The sequence below is a fragment of the Streptomyces sp. NPDC101393 genome, assembly GCF_044767385.1.
Lineage (GTDB): Bacteria > Actinomycetota > Actinomycetes > Streptomycetales > Streptomycetaceae > Streptomyces.
Map to the genome: position 1 here is coordinate 174,793 of NZ_JBIWNU010000001.1, position 16,124 is coordinate 190,916.

Annotated in this window: 13 protein-coding genes and 5 tRNA genes; 8 read left to right on the top strand and 10 right to left on the bottom strand. The window is 70.2% G+C overall.

The window, feature by feature from the left end:
- The first annotated feature begins 65 nt into the window (after nt 1–65).
- The gene (gene ndgR, locus ACIRQ7_RS00740) at nt 66–782 is read left to right on the top strand and encodes an IclR family transcriptional regulator NdgR (RefSeq protein ID WP_350254233.1); all 717 of its coding nucleotides are present in this window, start codon (nt 66–68) and stop codon (nt 780–782) included.
- Nucleotides 783–887: 105 nt separating this feature from the next.
- Here the strand turns inward: ndgR and ACIRQ7_RS00745 are convergent, their stop codons facing one another.
- Nucleotides 888–1,367 carry a DUF4188 domain-containing protein gene (locus ACIRQ7_RS00745; protein WP_404258890.1) on the bottom strand — a complete coding sequence of 160 codons (480 nt, stop codon included), beginning with the start codon at nt 1,365–1,367 and terminating at the stop codon, nt 888–890.
- Nucleotides 1,368–1,450: 83 nt separating this feature from the next.
- Between ACIRQ7_RS00745 and ACIRQ7_RS00750 the strand changes: the two genes are divergently transcribed.
- A complete protein-coding gene (locus tag ACIRQ7_RS00750) occupies nt 1,451–2,092 on the top strand; it encodes a MerR family transcriptional regulator (RefSeq protein ID WP_404258892.1) in 642 nt (213 codons plus the stop codon).
- Nucleotides 2,093–2,178: 86 nt separating this feature from the next.
- On the opposite strand, the gene ACIRQ7_RS00755 is transcribed toward ACIRQ7_RS00750, so the two are convergent.
- The 9 genes from ACIRQ7_RS00755 to ACIRQ7_RS00795 all read right to left on the bottom strand — a co-directional run bounded on the left by ACIRQ7_RS00755 (nt 2,179) and on the right by ACIRQ7_RS00795 (nt 6,164).
- Nucleotides 2,179–2,251: transfer RNA gene (locus ACIRQ7_RS00755), tRNA-Glu, on the bottom strand.
- 42 nt (nt 2,252–2,293) lie between these two features.
- A tRNA-Gln gene (locus tag ACIRQ7_RS00760) sits at nt 2,294–2,365 on the bottom strand.
- Between the two features lie 16 nt (nt 2,366–2,381).
- Nucleotides 2,382–2,454 (bottom strand) — tRNA-Glu (locus ACIRQ7_RS00765).
- Nucleotides 2,455–2,517: 63 nt separating this feature from the next.
- Nucleotides 2,518–2,590: transfer RNA gene (locus tag ACIRQ7_RS00770), tRNA-Glu, on the bottom strand.
- 56 nt (nt 2,591–2,646) lie between these two features.
- Nucleotides 2,647–2,718, bottom strand: a tRNA-Gln gene (locus ACIRQ7_RS00775).
- A gap of 87 nt (nt 2,719–2,805) precedes the next feature.
- Nucleotides 2,806–3,531, bottom strand: a complete 726-nt coding sequence (locus ACIRQ7_RS00780) for an HAD family hydrolase (RefSeq protein ID WP_404258894.1) — start codon at nt 3,529–3,531, stop codon at nt 2,806–2,808.
- Between the two features lie 89 nt (nt 3,532–3,620).
- On the bottom strand, nt 3,621–5,108 hold the full coding sequence (gltX, locus tag ACIRQ7_RS00785) for a glutamate--tRNA ligase (protein ID WP_404258895.1): 1,488 nt from the start codon (nt 5,106–5,108) through the stop codon (nt 3,621–3,623).
- Nucleotides 5,101–5,874 (bottom strand): fumarylacetoacetate hydrolase family protein, encoded by a 774-nt coding sequence (locus ACIRQ7_RS00790; protein WP_404258897.1) that lies wholly within the window; start codon nt 5,872–5,874, stop codon nt 5,101–5,103. Before ACIRQ7_RS00790 ends, gltX begins: the two co-directional genes overlap by 8 nt.
- A 101-nt stretch (nt 5,875–5,975) precedes the next feature.
- Nucleotides 5,976–6,164: a hypothetical protein gene (locus ACIRQ7_RS00795; RefSeq protein ID WP_403667771.1), complete on the bottom strand. Its 189-nt coding sequence runs from the start codon at nt 6,162–6,164 to the stop codon at nt 5,976–5,978.
- 646 nt (nt 6,165–6,810) lie between these two features.
- Between ACIRQ7_RS00795 and ACIRQ7_RS00800 the strand changes: the two genes are divergently transcribed.
- From ACIRQ7_RS00800 to ACIRQ7_RS00825, 6 genes are all read left to right on the top strand, one after another.
- Entirely contained in the window at nt 6,811–10,638 is a 3,828-nt protein-coding gene (locus ACIRQ7_RS00800) for a nitrate- and nitrite sensing domain-containing protein (protein WP_404258898.1), read from the top strand.
- A gap of 9 nt (nt 10,639–10,647) precedes the next feature.
- Complete coding sequence (locus ACIRQ7_RS00805; RefSeq protein WP_401463809.1) at nt 10,648–11,061, top strand: roadblock/LC7 domain-containing protein; 414 nt, start codon at nt 10,648–10,650, stop codon at nt 11,059–11,061.
- 106 nt (nt 11,062–11,167) lie between these two features.
- Nucleotides 11,168–11,578: a DUF742 domain-containing protein gene (locus ACIRQ7_RS00810; protein WP_030087818.1), complete on the top strand. Its 411-nt coding sequence runs from the start codon at nt 11,168–11,170 to the stop codon at nt 11,576–11,578.
- The gene (locus tag ACIRQ7_RS00815) at nt 11,559–12,152 is read left to right on the top strand and encodes a GTP-binding protein (protein ID WP_404258899.1); all 594 of its coding nucleotides are present in this window, start codon (nt 11,559–11,561) and stop codon (nt 12,150–12,152) included. The genes ACIRQ7_RS00810 and ACIRQ7_RS00815 overlap by 20 nt, the downstream gene beginning before the upstream one ends.
- Nucleotides 12,153–12,551: 399 nt before the next feature.
- Complete coding sequence (locus ACIRQ7_RS00820) at nt 12,552–15,665, top strand: nitrate- and nitrite sensing domain-containing protein (protein ID WP_404258901.1); 3,114 nt, start codon at nt 12,552–12,554, stop codon at nt 15,663–15,665.
- A 10-nt stretch (nt 15,666–15,675) separates the two neighbouring features.
- Nucleotides 15,676–16,089: a roadblock/LC7 domain-containing protein gene (locus tag ACIRQ7_RS00825; protein WP_098749732.1), complete on the top strand. Its 414-nt coding sequence runs from the start codon at nt 15,676–15,678 to the stop codon at nt 16,087–16,089.
- The last annotated feature ends 35 nt before the right edge of the window (nt 16,090–16,124 follow it).

Here is a 16,124-nt window from a genome sequence, read left to right on the forward strand (position 1 = left end):
CAGATTGACGACTTCCCCGGAAAATTGAACTTGCGTTTCACAGTGTGAGACGCGAGTATCGTTGCATGGACAACTCTAGCGGCGTCGGCGTTCTCGACAAGGCGGCTCTGGTATTGAGCGCTCTGGAGTCCGGTCCGGCCACCCTCGCCGGGCTGGTCGCGGCGACAGGGCTTGCACGACCCACGGCACACAGGCTGGCCGTGGCTCTGGAACACCACCGGATGGTGGCGAGGGACATGCAGGGCCGGTTCATTCTCGGCCCGCGGCTCTCCGAGCTCGCGGCCGCGGCCGGCGAGGACCGCCTGCTGGCGACCGCCGGCCCGGTCCTCACGCACCTGCGCGATGTGACCGGCGAGAGCGCTCAGCTCTATCGCCGGCAGGGCGACATGCGGATCTGTGTGGCGGCCGCGGAGCGGCTGTCCGGATTGCGGGACACCGTTCCGGTCGGCTCCACGCTCCCCATGAAGGCCGGATCGGCCGCGCAGATCCTGATGGCCTGGGAGGAGCCGGAGCGGCTGCACCGCGGCCTGCAGGGCGCGCGCTTCACGGCGACCGCCCTGTCCGGCGTACGGCGCCGCGGCTGGGCCCAGTCGATCGGAGAGCGGGAGCCGGGCGTCGCGTCCGTCTCCGCGCCCGTGCGGGGCCCCTCGAACCGCGTGGTGGCCTCCGTGTCGGTCTCCGGGCCGATCGAGCGGCTGACCCGCCACCCGGGCCGGATGCACGCCCAGGCGGTCATCGACGCCGCGGCACGGCTCTCGGAGGGCCTGCGCCGCACCAGCTGAACCGGCAGGGCCGTGCGGCAGCGTCCTCGCGGACCGCCGGACGGCCCCGGCCGGGGGTGCACTCCCCTGTCATGCACCCCCTCGGACACCCGCCCCCTCAGACCCTCACGCCGCCAACCGCTCGGCGGCCTGCACGCCGTCGCCCAGCGGGGCGACTCCATAGGCCTTGCCCAGGCCGTACGGCGGCATATCGCCGTAGATGGACTCGTAGGACCCCTCCGGCACGACATACGTCTCGTGCCAGATCCCCACGTGCTGCCCGCTCTTGCGGAGGTGGCGGTTGATCTTCGCCCACGCGGGCCGGTGCAGCTTGTCCGGCGCCGCGGCGTAGGCGAGCAGTTTCTCCTTGGACTCCCAGTACTCGACGACGTAGTACGTCTTGGGGGAACCGGACAACAGCTGGTAACTCAGCAGCCCCGACGACGTATCGCGCGACAGCTCCCGCAGCATGCGCGGCATGGCGAGGAAGACGGGCAGCCAACGGTGCACCGCCCAGAAGTGGTTGATCCGCATCCCGAGGAGAAAGACCACCACGTCGCCCGTCGCCGCAGCGGTGGTCCGGCCGGGTCGGGTCTTGCTGCGCATGACGGCTCCCTGGCTCGCAGATGTTGGATAGCCTCACTATCCAGTGGGGGGATACTGACACTCCCCTCAAGGAGGTGCAAGGGATGCGACTGTCGGAACTCAGCGAGCGCAGTGGGGTCTCCACCGCCACGATCAAGTACTACCTGCGCGAGCAACTCCTCCCGCAGGGACGCCGGATCACCGCGACGCAGGCCGAGTACGACGACTCCCATCTGCGCCGGCTGCGGCTGGTGCGCGCCCTGATCCAGGTCGGCAAGGTCCCGGTGGCGGCCGCCCGCGACGTGCTCGCCGCGGTCGACGACGAGACCCTCGGGCGCACCGTCCGGCTCGGCGCGGCCCTGTGGGCACTCCCCCGTCCCCCCGACGCCGATCCCACGGCCCCCGCGACCGTCCGGGCGCGCGAGGAGACCGAGGCGCTGCTGACGGAGCTGGGCTGGGACAGGGCCCAGGACCTCGGCGACCTCTCCCCCTCCTACCGCACCCTGGTCACGACCGTGGCCAGGCTGGCGGAGCTGGGGTATGAGGTGGGCGCGGCCCAACTCGCCCCGTACGCACGGCAGATGGAAGCGGTGGCGGAGCACGATCACGACGCCCTCGCCGCGCTCCCGGAGGAGGTCGAGAAGGTCGAGACGGCGGTGGCCGCGACGGTGCTCTACGAGCCGGTGCTGCTCAGCCTGCGGCGGCTGGCCCAGGAGGAACTGGCGGCGCGGCGCTACGGCCTCTGAGTCCCGCGCACCGCGCGGCCCGGAGCCCGGGGCGCCGCACACGCACGACAAAGGCCCCCGCCGAAGCGAGGGCCTTGTCGTTCACGTACCCCCGACCGGATTCGAACCGGCGCTACCGCCTTGAGAGGGCGGCGTGCTAGGCCGCTACACAACGGGGGCGTGTCTTCTTGCAGTTGAGATGCGCCCTGAGGACACTCTGCGCTGGGCTACCAGGACTCGAACCTAGACTAACGGAACCAGAAACCGTCGTGCTGCCAATTACACCATAGCCCATGGTGGTCTAGACCAGTACCCCCGACCGGATTCGAACCGGCGCTACCGCCTTGAGAGGGCGGCGTGCTAGGCCGCTACACAACGGGGGCTCTAGCGATCCTTGCGTCATTGCATCCGGGAGCGACCCGAAGGCGATGGAAAGAAAGGATCTGTACCCCCGACCGGATTCGAACCGGCGCTACCGCCTTGAGAGGGCGGCGTGCTAGGCCGCTACACAACGGGGGCCTGGTACTGCGATCAAGAAGCCTTCGGCCTACGGCCTACTGGAAGAAGACTTCTTGCTGGGCTACCAGGACTCGAACCTAGACTAACGGAACCAGAAACCGTCGTGCTGCCAATTACACCATAGCCCACCAAAACTCAACCCCCGGTAGGGGGTTTGTTTGGTTTGCGCTTTCCGGCCAGGCCTTTCGGCCCTCTCGGGCGGCGCAGGAAGAACATTACCTGATGGGGGACGGGGCACCAAAACGCATAAGGACCTGCAGCATCCGGGGCAGATCCGCGAGGCTCGCGACGCGCCGGACGCCCGCTGGAAGGTCATCTTCCGCGCCCGTACGGTCCAGCCACACCGCGTGCAGACCGGCGTCCCTGGCACCGAGTGCGTCGATGTCGAGCTTGTCGCCGACGTAGACGACCTCGGCCGGCGGCAGGCCGAGTGCCGCGCAGGCGGCGTGGAACGCCTCGGGGGCGGGCTTGGCGTGACCCAGGGCATCGGCGCAGAGCACGGCCTCGAAGTGGGGGCGGATGCCCAGTCTCGTGAGCTTGCGCTCCTGGTTGGCCGTCGAGGAGTTGGAGAGCACGGCCTGGCGGACCAGCGGGGCGAGGGCGTCGAGCGCGGGCCCGGCGTCCGGGAAGAGCCTCCAGGCCGCCTCGTAGTGGGCGATGTAGCGGGCGAACCACGCATCGGCCTCGTCGTCGGGGAGTTCGGTGCCCAGGAACCTGCGGGCGCGGGCGCGCCGGTGGTCGAGAAAGCCCACCTCGCCGGCGAGGAAACGGGCGAACTCGGCCTCCATGGCTGCCCGCCACCGCTCCAGCGCCGCCTCCTCGCCGCCGTACGCGGCGAGCAGACCCTCCTCCTCGATGTGCCGCAGCGCGCCGGCCCGGTCGGAGCCGGTGTAGTCGAAGAGGGTGTCGTCGATGTCCCAGAGGACGGCGTGGACGGCCATGGGGGAAGCATCCCACTTCCGGGGTGCGTCCCGGAATGCGCCGAGGGCCCGGACGCCGTGCGGCATCCGGGCCCTCGGGTCGGACGGGGTCAGCCGGCGAGCTTCGCCAGGGCCGCGTCGATGCGGGTGAGGGTGCGGTCCTTGCCCAGGATCTCCAGGGACTCGAAGAGGGGCAGGCCGACGGTGCGTCCGGTGACGGCGACGCGGACCGGGGCCTGGGCCTTGCCGAGCTTGAGGCCGTGCTCCTCGCCGGCGGCCAGGACGGCCTCCTTGAGGGCCTCGGGGCTGCTCCAGTCGGCGCCTTCGAGCTTGGCGCGGGCCGTGGTGAGCAGCGCCGCCGGGTCGCCCTTCATCGCCTTCGCCCAGGACGCCTCGTCCTCGACCGGTTCCTTGCGGAAGAGGAAGTCGACGTTGGCGGTGATGTCCGAGAGGACCGTGACGCGGGTCTGGGCGTGCGGGGCGATGGCCTGCCAGGCGGCCTCGTCGAAGTCCTCGGGGGCCCAGTTGGCGTGCGGGGCCTTCAGCCAGGGCTCGCAGGCCGTGATGAAGGAGGCGAGGTCCAGCTGCCGGATGTGGTCGGCGTTGATCGCCTCGGCCTTCTTGAGGTCGAAGCGGGCCGGGTTGGCGTTGACGTCCGCGATGTCGAACTTCTCGATCAGCTCGGCGACCGAGAAGATGTCCTGGTCGGCGGAGAAGGACCAGCCGAGCAGCGAGAGGTAGTTCAGCAGGCCCTCGGGGAGGAAGCCGCGCTCGCGGTAGAGGTTGAGCGAGGCCTGCGGGTCGCGCTTGGAGAGCTTCTTGTTGCCCTCGCCCATGACGTAGGGGAGATGGCCGAAGGCGGGGATCTCCTTGGCGACGCCCAGGTCGATCAGGGCCTTGTAGAGGGCGATCTGGCGGGGGGTGGAGGAGAGCAGGTCCTCGCCGCGCAGGACGTGGGTGATCTCCATCAGCGCGTCGTCGACGGGGTTGACGAGCGTGTAGAGGGGCGCGCCGTTGGCACGGACGATGCCGTAGTCCGGGACGTTCTCCGGGGTGAAGGTCAGCTCGCCGCGCACCAGGTCGGTGAAGGTGATCGGCTCGTCGGGCATCCGGAAGCGGACGATGGACGAGCGGCCCTCGGCCTCATAGGCGGCCTTCTGCTCGGCGGTGAGCGTGCGGCAGGTGCCGTCGTAGCCGGAGGGCTTGCCGGCCTTGCGGGCGGCGTCGCGGCGGGTGTCGAGCTCTTCGGTGGTGCAGTAGCAGTGGTAGGCGTGACCGGCGGCGAGGAGCCTTTCGGCGACGTCCTTGTAGAGGTCCATCCGCTGCGACTGGCGGTAGGGGGCGTGCGGGCCGCCGACCTCGGGGCCCTCGTCCCAGTCGAAGCCCAGCCAGCGCATGGAGTCCAGCAGCTGGTTGTAGGACTCCTCGGAGTCACGGGCCGCGTCGGTGTCCTCGATCCGGAAGACCAGGGTGCCCTTGTGGTGCCGGGCGAACGCCCAGTTGAACAGGGCGGTGCGGACCAGACCCACATGGGGATTGCCGGTCGGGGAGGGACAGAACCGTACGCGGACGGGGGCGGAGGGGGTCGCGTTAGCCACGCTTGATCACCTTGTTGGTGAGAGTGCCGATGCCTTCGATGGTGACGGCGACCTCGTCGCCGACGTTGAGCGGGCCGACTCCGGCCGGGGTGCCCGTGAGGACGACGTCGCCGGGGAGCAGCGTCATCGCCTCGGTGATGTGGACGATGAGGTCCTCGATCGGACGGACCATCTCGCTGGTGCGGCCGAGCTGGCGCTGTTCGCCGTTGACCGTGCACTGGATGGCGAGGCCGGCGGCGATGTCCGCGGGGGTGAGCTCGGTCTCGACCCAGGGGCCGAGCGGGCAGGAGCTGTCAAAGCCCTTGGCCCGCGCCCACTGCTTCTCCCGCTTCTGGACGTCGCGCGCGGTGACGTCGTTGGCGCAGGTGTAGCCGAGGATGACGTCCTTGACGCGCTCGCGGGGCACCTCACGGCACATGCGGCCGATGACGACGGCGAGTTCCGCTTCGTGGTGCACCTCCTGGGAGAAGGAGGGGTACGCGATGGGGTCGCCGGGGCCGACCACGGAGGTGGAGGGCTTGAAGAAGGTGACCGGGGCGTCGGGGACCTCATTGCCCAGTTCGGCGGCGTGGTCGGCGTAGTTACGCCCGATCGCGACGACCTTGTTGGGCAGCACCGGCGGCAGAAGGCGGACCTTGTCGAGGGGGACCTTCTGGCCGGAGCGCTCGAATTCCGCGAAGGGGTGCCCCTTGATGACGTCGAGTTCGTCGCCTTCGAGGACGCCGAAGCCGACGTTGCCGTCGATGGAGAATCTGGCGATGCGCACGGGTGCCGCTGCCCCTCATTGATCACTGGCCGGAGTTGACACTCCAGGCTATCGCGGGGGCGCGGCCGATCCGTTGCGGCAGGTCGCCGGGGGCTCCCCGGTCAGGCGGTGAGTTCCTGCTGCGGGGCGTCCATCAGGACGGTGCGGCGGGGGTTGGCGGTCTGGGCGGGCAGTTCGACGGAGTGCTCCGGGGCCTCGGGCGCCGCGGTGCCGAGCTCGTCGGCGTCCTGGAGGTGCGCCAGGGTGGTGCGCCGCGGGTTGGCTATGTTGCGGAACATCGTGGTCTTCACTGCTTCACGCCTCGCGTTGTGATGGGGAACGACGGACAAACGAAAAAACGGAGCTTGCCGCGGTACGGAGAGGCCGCTCTTGTCGAAGAGGGCCACTCTGTAAAGCCTCAGGCTATGCGCGCTATTCCCTGCGATGTGGTGGCCAAGTCCGCGATCTTCCTGTGAGTTTGCTCACGAAGGGTGTGACAAATGCCGCATTTCCCATGATCAACAACCATGGGCGAATCGGACATTGGTGTAGTGAAGCGCACGTTCCGCTCCCGATCACCGCACCTGGGACAGGGGGTACAGGTGAACGACTCGCGGGTAAAAGTCCGTTATTGGTAGCGCAATCCTCTACGTGTCGTCACTCGGTCCCTACATTGCGTCACCCATGTCACAGGCACCGGCTCCGCTCTTGTTGGAGATCCTGCACTGTGCTGGAATTCCACGGACCGCCGCACGTTTCAGCCGGTGCGCAGGGCGCAAAGTAGCGCCGCGCGGTGGTGCCGCTCTCTCGGCCAGAGGGGGCAGCCCGCCGGTCACTCACGACCGCCATGGGGGACTTGCGGTCCCCCACGACTCGACACCGTCCCGCCGTTCGCGCGGAGGGACGCCTGGTCCAGAGGTTGCGACGCTAGTGCAGGGACGTTTCAAGAGGGATGGCATGGGGTCTCCCCAGGCCCGCCAGGGCCGCGGGGATGCTGCGGCGGACCCGGAGCTGCGCGGCGGGACCGACCGCGCCTCCTCGCCCCAGCGCGCCCAGGGCAACGGTCCGGCGGACGGCACCACTGTGTCGTCCGACCGGGGCAGCCAGGCGCCGGGCGGCGGCTCCGCGGACAGCGGTACACCCACCGCGTCGAACGGCCCCAGTGGGCCCGGGTCGCGAATAGCGCTGCGCAACTGGCGCATCAGCACCCGCCTGGTCTCCCTGCTCGCGCTGCCCGTCGTCGCCGCGACCGCGCTGGGCGGGGCCCGTATCTCCAGCTCGCTGGAGAACATCGACCAGCTGGACAAGATGCAGCTGCTCACCGAGATGACGCGGCAGGCGACCGAGCTCGCCGACGCGCTGCAGGTGGAGCGGGACAAGTCCGCCGGTCCGATCTCCGGCAGCGGCAACACCAAGGACGACGCCAACGTCGTCGCGCCGCGTGAGGCGACCGACCGCGCCAAGATCTCGTTCAATCAGGCCACCGGCGACCTGCAGGGCCAGGACGCCACCATGACCGGTGTCCGGGCGACCGTCCTGGAGATCGGGCGCCAGCTCAACACCCTCAACGAGATCCGCTCCAACGCCTACAAGGACGACGACAACGCCGCGCGCACGGTGACCAGCTACAACCAGCTGATCACCTCGCTGCTGTCGCTCTCCCAGGACATGGCGCAGGCGACCAGCAACCCGGAGATGATCGCCAGTACCCGTGCCCTGGCGGCGTTCTCCTCCGCCAAGGAGTACGCGTCGATCCAGCGTGCCCTGGTCAGTGTCGGCCTCGCCCACAAGGGCGGCCCCGAACTCTCCTCCAACGACCGGCTCTCCGGCCGTACCGCCGAGGACAACGAGAAGGCCGCCCGCAGCCGTTTCCAGCAGATCTACGGGAACAACGCCGGCGCGCTGACCCGCGGCCTGGACGGCAACAACGACGCGATCAAGGAAGCCGTCGCCTTCGCGCACCGCTCCTTCGCGAGCCCCAAGGGCATCAACAGCCAGGACTACCAGTACCTCGACTGGTACGACTCGGACACCGTCAAGATCGACGAGATGTCGCGGATCGAGACGACGCTGCTCTCCGAGATGGAGCAGAAGTCCCGTGAGCTGCGCGACGACGCGACGCAGACCGCGATCATCAACGGTGCGCTGATCCTGCTCGTCCTCGGTGTCTCGCTGGTCGGCGCCTTCGTCGTGGCGCGGTCCATGGTGCGCTCGCTGCGCCGGCTCCAGGACACCGCGCAGAAGGTGGCCCAGGACCGGCTGCCCGAGCTGGTCAAGCAGCTGTCCGACACCGACCCGCAGGACGTGGACACCTCCGTCGAGTCCGTCGGTGTGCACAGCCGGGACGAGATCGGCAAGGTGGCCGCGGCCTTCGACGACGTGCACCGCGAGGCCGTCCGGCTGGCGTCCGAGCAGGCGCTGCTGCGGGGCAACGTCAACGCGATGTTCACCAACCTCTCGCGCCGCAGCCAGGGCCTGATCCAGCGGCAGCTGTCGCTGATCTCCGAGCTGGAGTCCCGCGAGGCGGACCCCGACCAGCTCTCCTCCCTCTTCAAGCTCGACCACCTCGCCACCCGCATGCGCCGTAACGGCGAGAACCTCCTCGTCCTCGCGGGCGAGGAGCCGGGCCGCCGGTGGACGCGGCCGGTGCCGCTCGTCGACGTGCTGCGTGCCGCGGCGTCCGAGGTCGAGCAGTACGAGCGGATCGAGCTCAACGCCGTTCCGCAGACCGAGGTCGCCGGACGCGTCGTCAACGACCTCGTGCACCTGCTCGCCGAGCTGCTGGAGAACGCCACGTCGTTCTCCTCCCCGCAGACCAAGGTCAAGGTGACCGGCCACGCGCTGCCCGACGGGCGGGTGCTGGTCGAGATCCACGACACGGGTATCGGCCTGTCCCCCGAGGACCTCTCGGCGATCAACGAGCGGCTGGCCAGCCCGCCGACCGTGGACGTCTCGGTGTCGCGGCGGATGGGTCTGTTCGTGGTCGGCCGGCTGTCGCTGCGCCACGGCATCCGTATCCAGCTGCGGCCCTCCGACTCCGGCGGCACCACCGCGCTGGTCATGCTGCCGGTCGATGTCGCCCAGGGCGGCAAGAAGCCCGCGCCGAGCCCCAAGGCCGGTGCCGGTGAAGGCGGCGGCGGCGCGCAGTCCAGCCGGCTCGCCGGTCTGACCCCGCGCGGCCAGGTCGGCGCCGGTCCGTCCGCCGGAGGGCGCCCCGCGCTGCCCGGTCGCGGCGGCCCCGGTGGCGGTGCTCCCGGTGGCGGTGCGCCGAATGCCTTCGGTGCCCCTCCGGCCGGCCGTCCCGGCGCTCCGGCACAGGGCGGCGACGCCCGCCCGGCCGCCGGACGCCCCGGTGCGCGCCCCTCGCTGCCCACCCGCGGCGCGGACGCCCCGCAGCCGGCCTCCTTCCAGCAGGGCAGCGGTACGCAGCCCGGCAACCCGCAGGGCCCGACCGTGGCGCCGCCGACCGGTGCGCCGCGCCGTACGGAGCGTCCGCAACTGCCGCCGCGGGGTCCCGCGGCCGCGCTGCCGGGCGGTTCCGACACGTCCGGCGGCCAGGGCCGTCAGGGCGGCCCCGACCGTGCCGACGGTCCGACCAACCAGCAGGCGGGCACCACGAGTTGGGGCGCCCGCCGGGATCGCGGCGGATCCGGCGACGACTGGCCGCTGGCGCCCCGCGAGGCGCAGGAGGACCGGCCGCGCGGCCACGAGGAGCCGGAGACCACCGGCAGCTTCGAGCGGCCCGCTCCGGCCGGCGGCCCGGCCGACACCACGCCGTTCGCCCGCCCCGACTTCAACGGCCCGCCGCCCGGCTCCGACCCGGGCCAGGGCGGACGCGGCCCGTCGGCCGCCGACGCCTTCCCGCGGCAGTCCGGTCCCGGCGACACCGGTGAATTCGCGCTGCCCGCCGACGAGCGGCCGGCCGGCCGGGGCGCCGGCAACGGCCCCGGCGACACCGGACAGTTCGCGCGGCCGGGGAGCGACCCGGGCCGCTACGACACCGGCCAGTTCCCGCAGCCCGAAGGCGACACGGGTCAGTACGATTCCGGCCCGTACGAAACGGGTCAGTACGAGACGGGCCAGTTCCAGCGGCCCGACAGCGACACCGGGCAGTACGACACGGGCCGGCTCCCGCAGCGGGACGCGGCGCGCGGTGCGTACGGCGACGAGTCGCAGGGCACCGGGCAGTTCCCCGCCCCGCAGCCGCAGGACGGTGCGCCGTCCTCGGACATGCTCGGCGACGCGGACGCGGGTCCCGGTGACGGACGTACGCCGATCTTCGACACCATCGAGTCGAACTGGTTCAACCACCCGGCGGCCGCCGCTGCCGGCGCGACTCCTCCGGCACGCGACGACGAGGCCGATGCGCCGCTGATGCCGCGCCGGGCGCAGAACAGCTCCGCGCGCGGTGACGCCCCGGCGAACACCGCCAACGGCTCGCGCAACGGCGCGCAGGCCGACGGCGGGCGTCCCGCCGAGAGCGGTGCGCAGTGGCGCAGTTCGCCGAACGACGAGCGCTGGCGGCAGGCGGAGCAGGTACGCCAGCCGGCCGCCGGCGGGATCACCACGTCAGGGCTGCCCCGCCGGGTCCCGCGCGCGAATCTCGTCGCGGGCACCGCACAGCAGCAGTCCACCCAGACCGGTCCGCAGGTCTCGCGCGCGCCCAGTGAAGTGCGCGGGCGGCTGACCAATCTCCGTCGGGGTATCCAGCAGGGCCGGCAGGCCGGGACATCGTCCACGGGCAACCACGGCATTGTTGACCCCACACACCAGCAGGAGCGTTAGTTGAGTCCGATGAGCCAGGCGGCGCAGAATCTGAACTGGTTGATCACCAACTTCGTGGACAACACCCCAGGGGTGTCCCACACGGTGGTGGTCTCCGCGGACGGGCTGCTCCTCGCGATGTCCGAGGGCTTCCCGCGTGACCGTGCCGACCAGTTGGCGGCGGTGGCCTCCGGCCTCACCTCGCTGACCAACGGCGCCTCCCGCATCTTCGAAGGCGGAAGCGTCAACCAGACCGTGGTGGAGATGGAGCGGGGGTTCCTCTTCATCATGTCGGTCTCGGACGGTTCGTCGCTCGCGGTGCTCGCGCACCCCGACTGCGACATCGGCCTGGTCGGTTACGAGATGGCGCTGCTGGTGGACCGTGCCGGCACCGTCCTGACGCCCGACCTGCGCGCCGAACTGCAGGGCAGCCTGCTGCACTGAGGCGCCCGCAGCGCCTTGCCGCACCACCGCCAGCCCCACCGACCACAGTGCCGCACCCCCCACCGGCCCAACCCGACGACAGTCAGTTGTCCCGCCCGGAGGACCCATGACCCCGCCACCTGCCACTTCCGGCCCGTACGGCGCCTACAGCCAAGCGCCGTACGGGAGCGAAGGTGACCAGCCGCTGGTGCGCCCGTACGCCATGACCGGAGGCCGGACCCGGCCGCGCTACCAGCTCGCCATAGAGGCGCTGGTCAGCACGACCGCCGACCCCTCTCAGCTCCCCGGGCTGCTGCCCGAGCACCAGCGGATCTGCCACCTGTGCCGCGAGGTGAAGTCGGTGGCCGAGGTCTCCGCGCTGCTGCACATCCCGCTGGGTGTCGCGCGGATCCTGGTCGCGGACCTGGCGGAAGCGGGGATGGTGGCGATCCACCAGCCCGGCGGCAGCGGTGAAGCCGGCGGTACGCCGGACGTGACCTTGCTGGAGAGGGTGCTCAGTGGACTTCGCAAGCTCTGACGGGGGCGCGGGCCAGAACACCGCCCGCTCGACGACCTCCGCCAAGATCGTGGTGGCGGGCGGCTTCGGCGTGGGCAAGACCACGTTCGTCGGGGCGGTCTCGGAGATCAACCCGCTGCGTACGGAGGCCGTGATGACCTCCGCCTCGGCGGGGATCGACGATCTGAGCCATGTCCAGGACAAGACGACCACGACCGTGGCGATGGACTTCGGCCGCATCACCCTGGACCAGGACCTGATCCTGTACCTCTTCGGTACGCCGGGTCAGGACCGTTTCTGGTTCATGTGGGACGACTTGGTGCGCGGTGCGATCGGCGCGGTGGTGCTGGTCGACACCCGCCGGCTCGCCGACTGTTTCCCGGCCGTCGATTACTTCGAGAACAGCGGACTTCCGTTCGTCATCGCCCTGAACGGCTTCGAGGGATATCAGCCGTACACGCCGGACGAGGTGCGCGAAGCGCTGCAGATCGGGCCCGGCACTCCCATCATCACCACCGACGCGCGGCATCGCGGCGAAGCGAAGAGCGCTCTCATCACGCTCGTCGAGCATGCCCTGATGGCGCGTCTGCAGTAGCGGGTACCGACGGCCCGCGCCTTGCCGGCGCGGGCCGCTCCCCTTCCGTGCCACGGGCGGCCCCTGTTCCAGGCCGGCCCGGTTCCCGTTTCGCGCCGAATCGATCTGTGTCCTTCAACACGCCCACAGTTGCTGTTCATAACGTTTCGACAGTGAATTGAACGAGATTCGGAACCCCGCGCGCACGTCCGGCTTCGCTGCGCTCATATTCCTCTCGCCTTTTGGCGCGGCTCGCCCTTAACGCCCCTTTTATCTGGACCTCTCGCGTACCCACTCCAGCTTTACCCAGTGTTTGGAAGGCACCGCCCTGACGTGCTGAAATTCGCTGAACTCCGGAGTAGTAACGCCCAGAAGAAACGGCACAGCAGGTAGTGCCGGCGCCGAGAGGTTGTTGGTCGAGTGAGGCGAAGCAAGTCGAGCCCCGAGCCGCAGGAGCCGCGGCGGGGCAACTTCACGCCGCCGTCGCGTGGTACGGCGCCGGTTTCCGACGTATCGGAAAACACCGTCGAAAAGCCTGCGTCCAGCGGTGGCAAGTACTCCCCGCGCAACTGGCGTGTGGCCACCCGCCTGAACGCCATCCTGCTGATCCCCGTCATGGTCGCGCTGCTCTTCGGCGGCCTGCGGGTGGACAGCTCGTTCGGCACCTGGCAGGAAGCGCAGGACGCGGAGAACACCGCGAAGCTCGTGCGCGCCGCACTTTCCTACAGCAATGCCCTGATCGACGAGCGTGACCGCACCGCGGCCCCGCTCCTGAAGGGCAAGACCGACGACCCGGCCGTCCTCAAGGCGCGGAACTCCACCGACACCGCGGCCGACGCGTTCCGCGCGGCGGCCAAGAACATGCCGGACAAGCCCGGTCTCAAGCGCCGCCTCGCGGTGTTCGACAAGACCGAGCCCAAGCTGGAGAAGCTGCGCCAGGCCGCGTACACCTCGAAGCTGCGCGGTGTGCAGACCGAAGAGGGCTACGTCGAGATCCAGCACCCGCTGATGGAGTTCGCCAACGAACTCGGGCTCGGCACCGGCAACATCACCTCCTACGGCCGCACCGTCTACGCCGTCGCGCTGGCACAGGCCGCCGAGTCGCTGCAGCGTTCCATCGGCACCCACCTCCTGGTCGACCCGGCCTCACCGCAGGGCGGCAAGGAGCACAAGCTCCAGCTGACCGCCTTCGCGTCGTACCGCTACCTGGAGGGCATCGCCATCGGCGAGTACACCTCCGGCGGCACGCCCGAGGACGTCGCCCGGCTGCAGAAGGACGCGGCCGCGCTCAAGCAGGCGGCGAAGCAGAAGGTCGCGCAGGCCAAGGAGCAGGCCGAGGCCGCCGGCCGGCCGTTCCGCACCCCGCCGTCGATCGACAGCATGTCGACCGCCGTCGCCACCGGCGCGGCCCCGGAGACGCTGGCCCCGAAGGGCATCACCTCCGACACCTGGTTCGCGACTGCGACCGGCAAGTTCGACATGTACCGGTCGATCGAGAAGGACCTCGCCGACAAGGCGGTGAACGAGGCGGCGGACATCTCCGCCGAGGCCAAGCAGTCGACGTTCACCGACTCCGCGATCGTGCTCGCGGCCCTGATCATCGCGTTCGTCGTGGCCGGGCTCATGGCCCGCCGGATGAGCCGGAACATGCGCCAGCTGCGCACCGCCGCCTTCGGCATCGCCGAGCAGCGGCTGCCGATGCTGGTCGACCAGCTGTCGCGGACGGACCCGGGCCGGGTCGACACCCGTGTGCAGCCGATCCCGATCAACACCACCGACGAGATCGGCGAGGTCGCCCGCGCCTTCGACCAGGTGCACCGCGAGGCCGTCCGGCTGGCGGCCGAGCAGGCACTGCTGCGGGGCAACGTCAACGCGATCTTCACCAACCTCTCGCAGCGCAACCAGGGCCTCATCGAGCGTCAGCTGACGCTGATCACGGACCTGGAGAACAACGAGGCGGACCCGGACCAGCTGGAGAACCTCTTCCGGATGGACCACCTCGCCACGCGTATGCGGCGTAACGGCGAGAACCTCCTGATCCTCGCGGGCGAGGAGCCCGGCCGCCGCTGGAACCAGCCGGTGCCGCTGGTCGACGTTCTTCGGGCGGCGACCTCCGAGGTCGAGTCGTACGAGCGAATAGAACTCACCGGCGTCCCCGAGAGCGAGATCCACGGCACCGCCGTGACCGACCTCGTGCACCTGCTGTCCGAGCTGCTGGAGAACGCCACCACGTTCTCCTCGCCGCAGACGAAGGTGCGGGTCGCCGCGACCCGGCTGCCGGACGGCCGGGTCATGATCGAGATCCACGACAAGGGCATCGGGCTCACCCCCGAGGACTTCGCGGACATCAACCACAAGCTGGCCAACCCGCCGAGCGTGGATGCCGCGGTCTCCCAGCGCATGGGCCTGTTCGTGGTCGGCCGGCTGGCCGACCGGCACGGGATCCGGGTGCAGCTGCGGCCCTCCGGCGAGCAGGCCGGCACCACGTCGCTGGTCATGCTGCCCGAGGCGATCACCCACGGTGGCGGCGGCGAGGAGCAGTTCGAGGACGACTTCACGGTGTCCCGGATCGTTCCCGAGCATCAGCACGCGGCCTACGAGAGCGATCACCGCACCGCCGCCGAGCTGGGCTTCGACGACCACGGCTACGGCCCGTCCGACGCCGCCGAGCTGGACCCGGTGGGCCGCTCGCTGCTCCGTGAGGAGCGCCGTGCGGCCCTGGAGGCCCAGGCGGGCGGCGAAGGGGCCGACGGGTACCAGGAGCCGGGGCGCCCGCTCTTCCGGGACGAGGCGCCGTCCGGTGGCTCCTTCCAGGGCTACGCCGACCAGGGGTATGCGGAAGCCGATCAACCGCTCTATGACGACCGGTCCTACGGTGGCCAGGCGTTCGGGCAGCCGGGCCACCCGGAGACCACCGGCCAGCAGGCATACGTCTCCCACGAGCCGGCGCAGCCGGACGAGTGGGCCGAACGCCCCGCATATGACGGCTACTTCGGTACCGAAGCGGAATCTGACCGGAATACAACTGCCGCTCCCGCTGATGCGTCCGAGCGCGTAACATTCGAGCGTCCGGGCCCATCCCCGAGCGACTCCCACTCGCTGACCAATGCCGGCCTTCCGCGCCGCGGAGGCGGCTCCCCGCAGGCTCAGCAGTGGCAGGAGCCCGTGGAGCCGGTGACGCCGCCGCAACAGCGGAGCGCGCCGGAGACCGGCCAGGACGACTCCGATTGGCGCACGTCCAACGACGAGCGCTGGGAGCGGGCGGAGCGGCTGCGCGAGCCGAAGGCGGGCGGGATCACCTCTTCCGGCCTTCCCCGGCGGGTGCCCAAGGCCAATTTGGTCGAGGGTACGGCGGAGCAGACCCCGCAGGGCGGCCCCCAGGTCTCCCGTGCCCCGGAGGACGTGCGCGGCAGGCTGAGCAATCTGCGCCGCGGTGTCCAGCAGGGACGCAACGCGGGTTCGGACCGCTCGGAGGTTCCCCAGAATGACCAACAGGGCTTCGGCCCCGGCAGCACCTACGATCAGGAGCGTTAGTGTGAGCCCGATGAGCCAGGCGGCGCAGAATCTGAACTGGTTGATCACCAACTTCGTGGACAACACCCCAGGGGTGTCCCACACGGTTGTGGTCTCCGCGGACGGTCTCCTCCTCGCCATGTCCGAGGGATTCCCTCGCGACAGAGCCGATCAGTTGGCGGCGGTGGCCTCCGGCCTCACTTCGCTGACTGCCGGCGCCTCCCGCATCTTCGAAGGCGGGAGCGTCAATCAGACCGTGGTGGAGATGGAGCGCGGCTTCCTCTTCATCATGTCCGTCTCCGACGGATCATCGCTGGCCGTGCTCGCGCACCCCGAGTGCGACATCGGCCTCGTCGGTTACGAGATGGCCCTTCTGGTCGACCGCGCGGGCAGCGTTCTCACGCCCGATCTGCGGGCCGAACTGCAGGGCAGCCTTCTCAACTAACAGACAGGCAGTGCGTTTCCTGCCACCGCGCCATA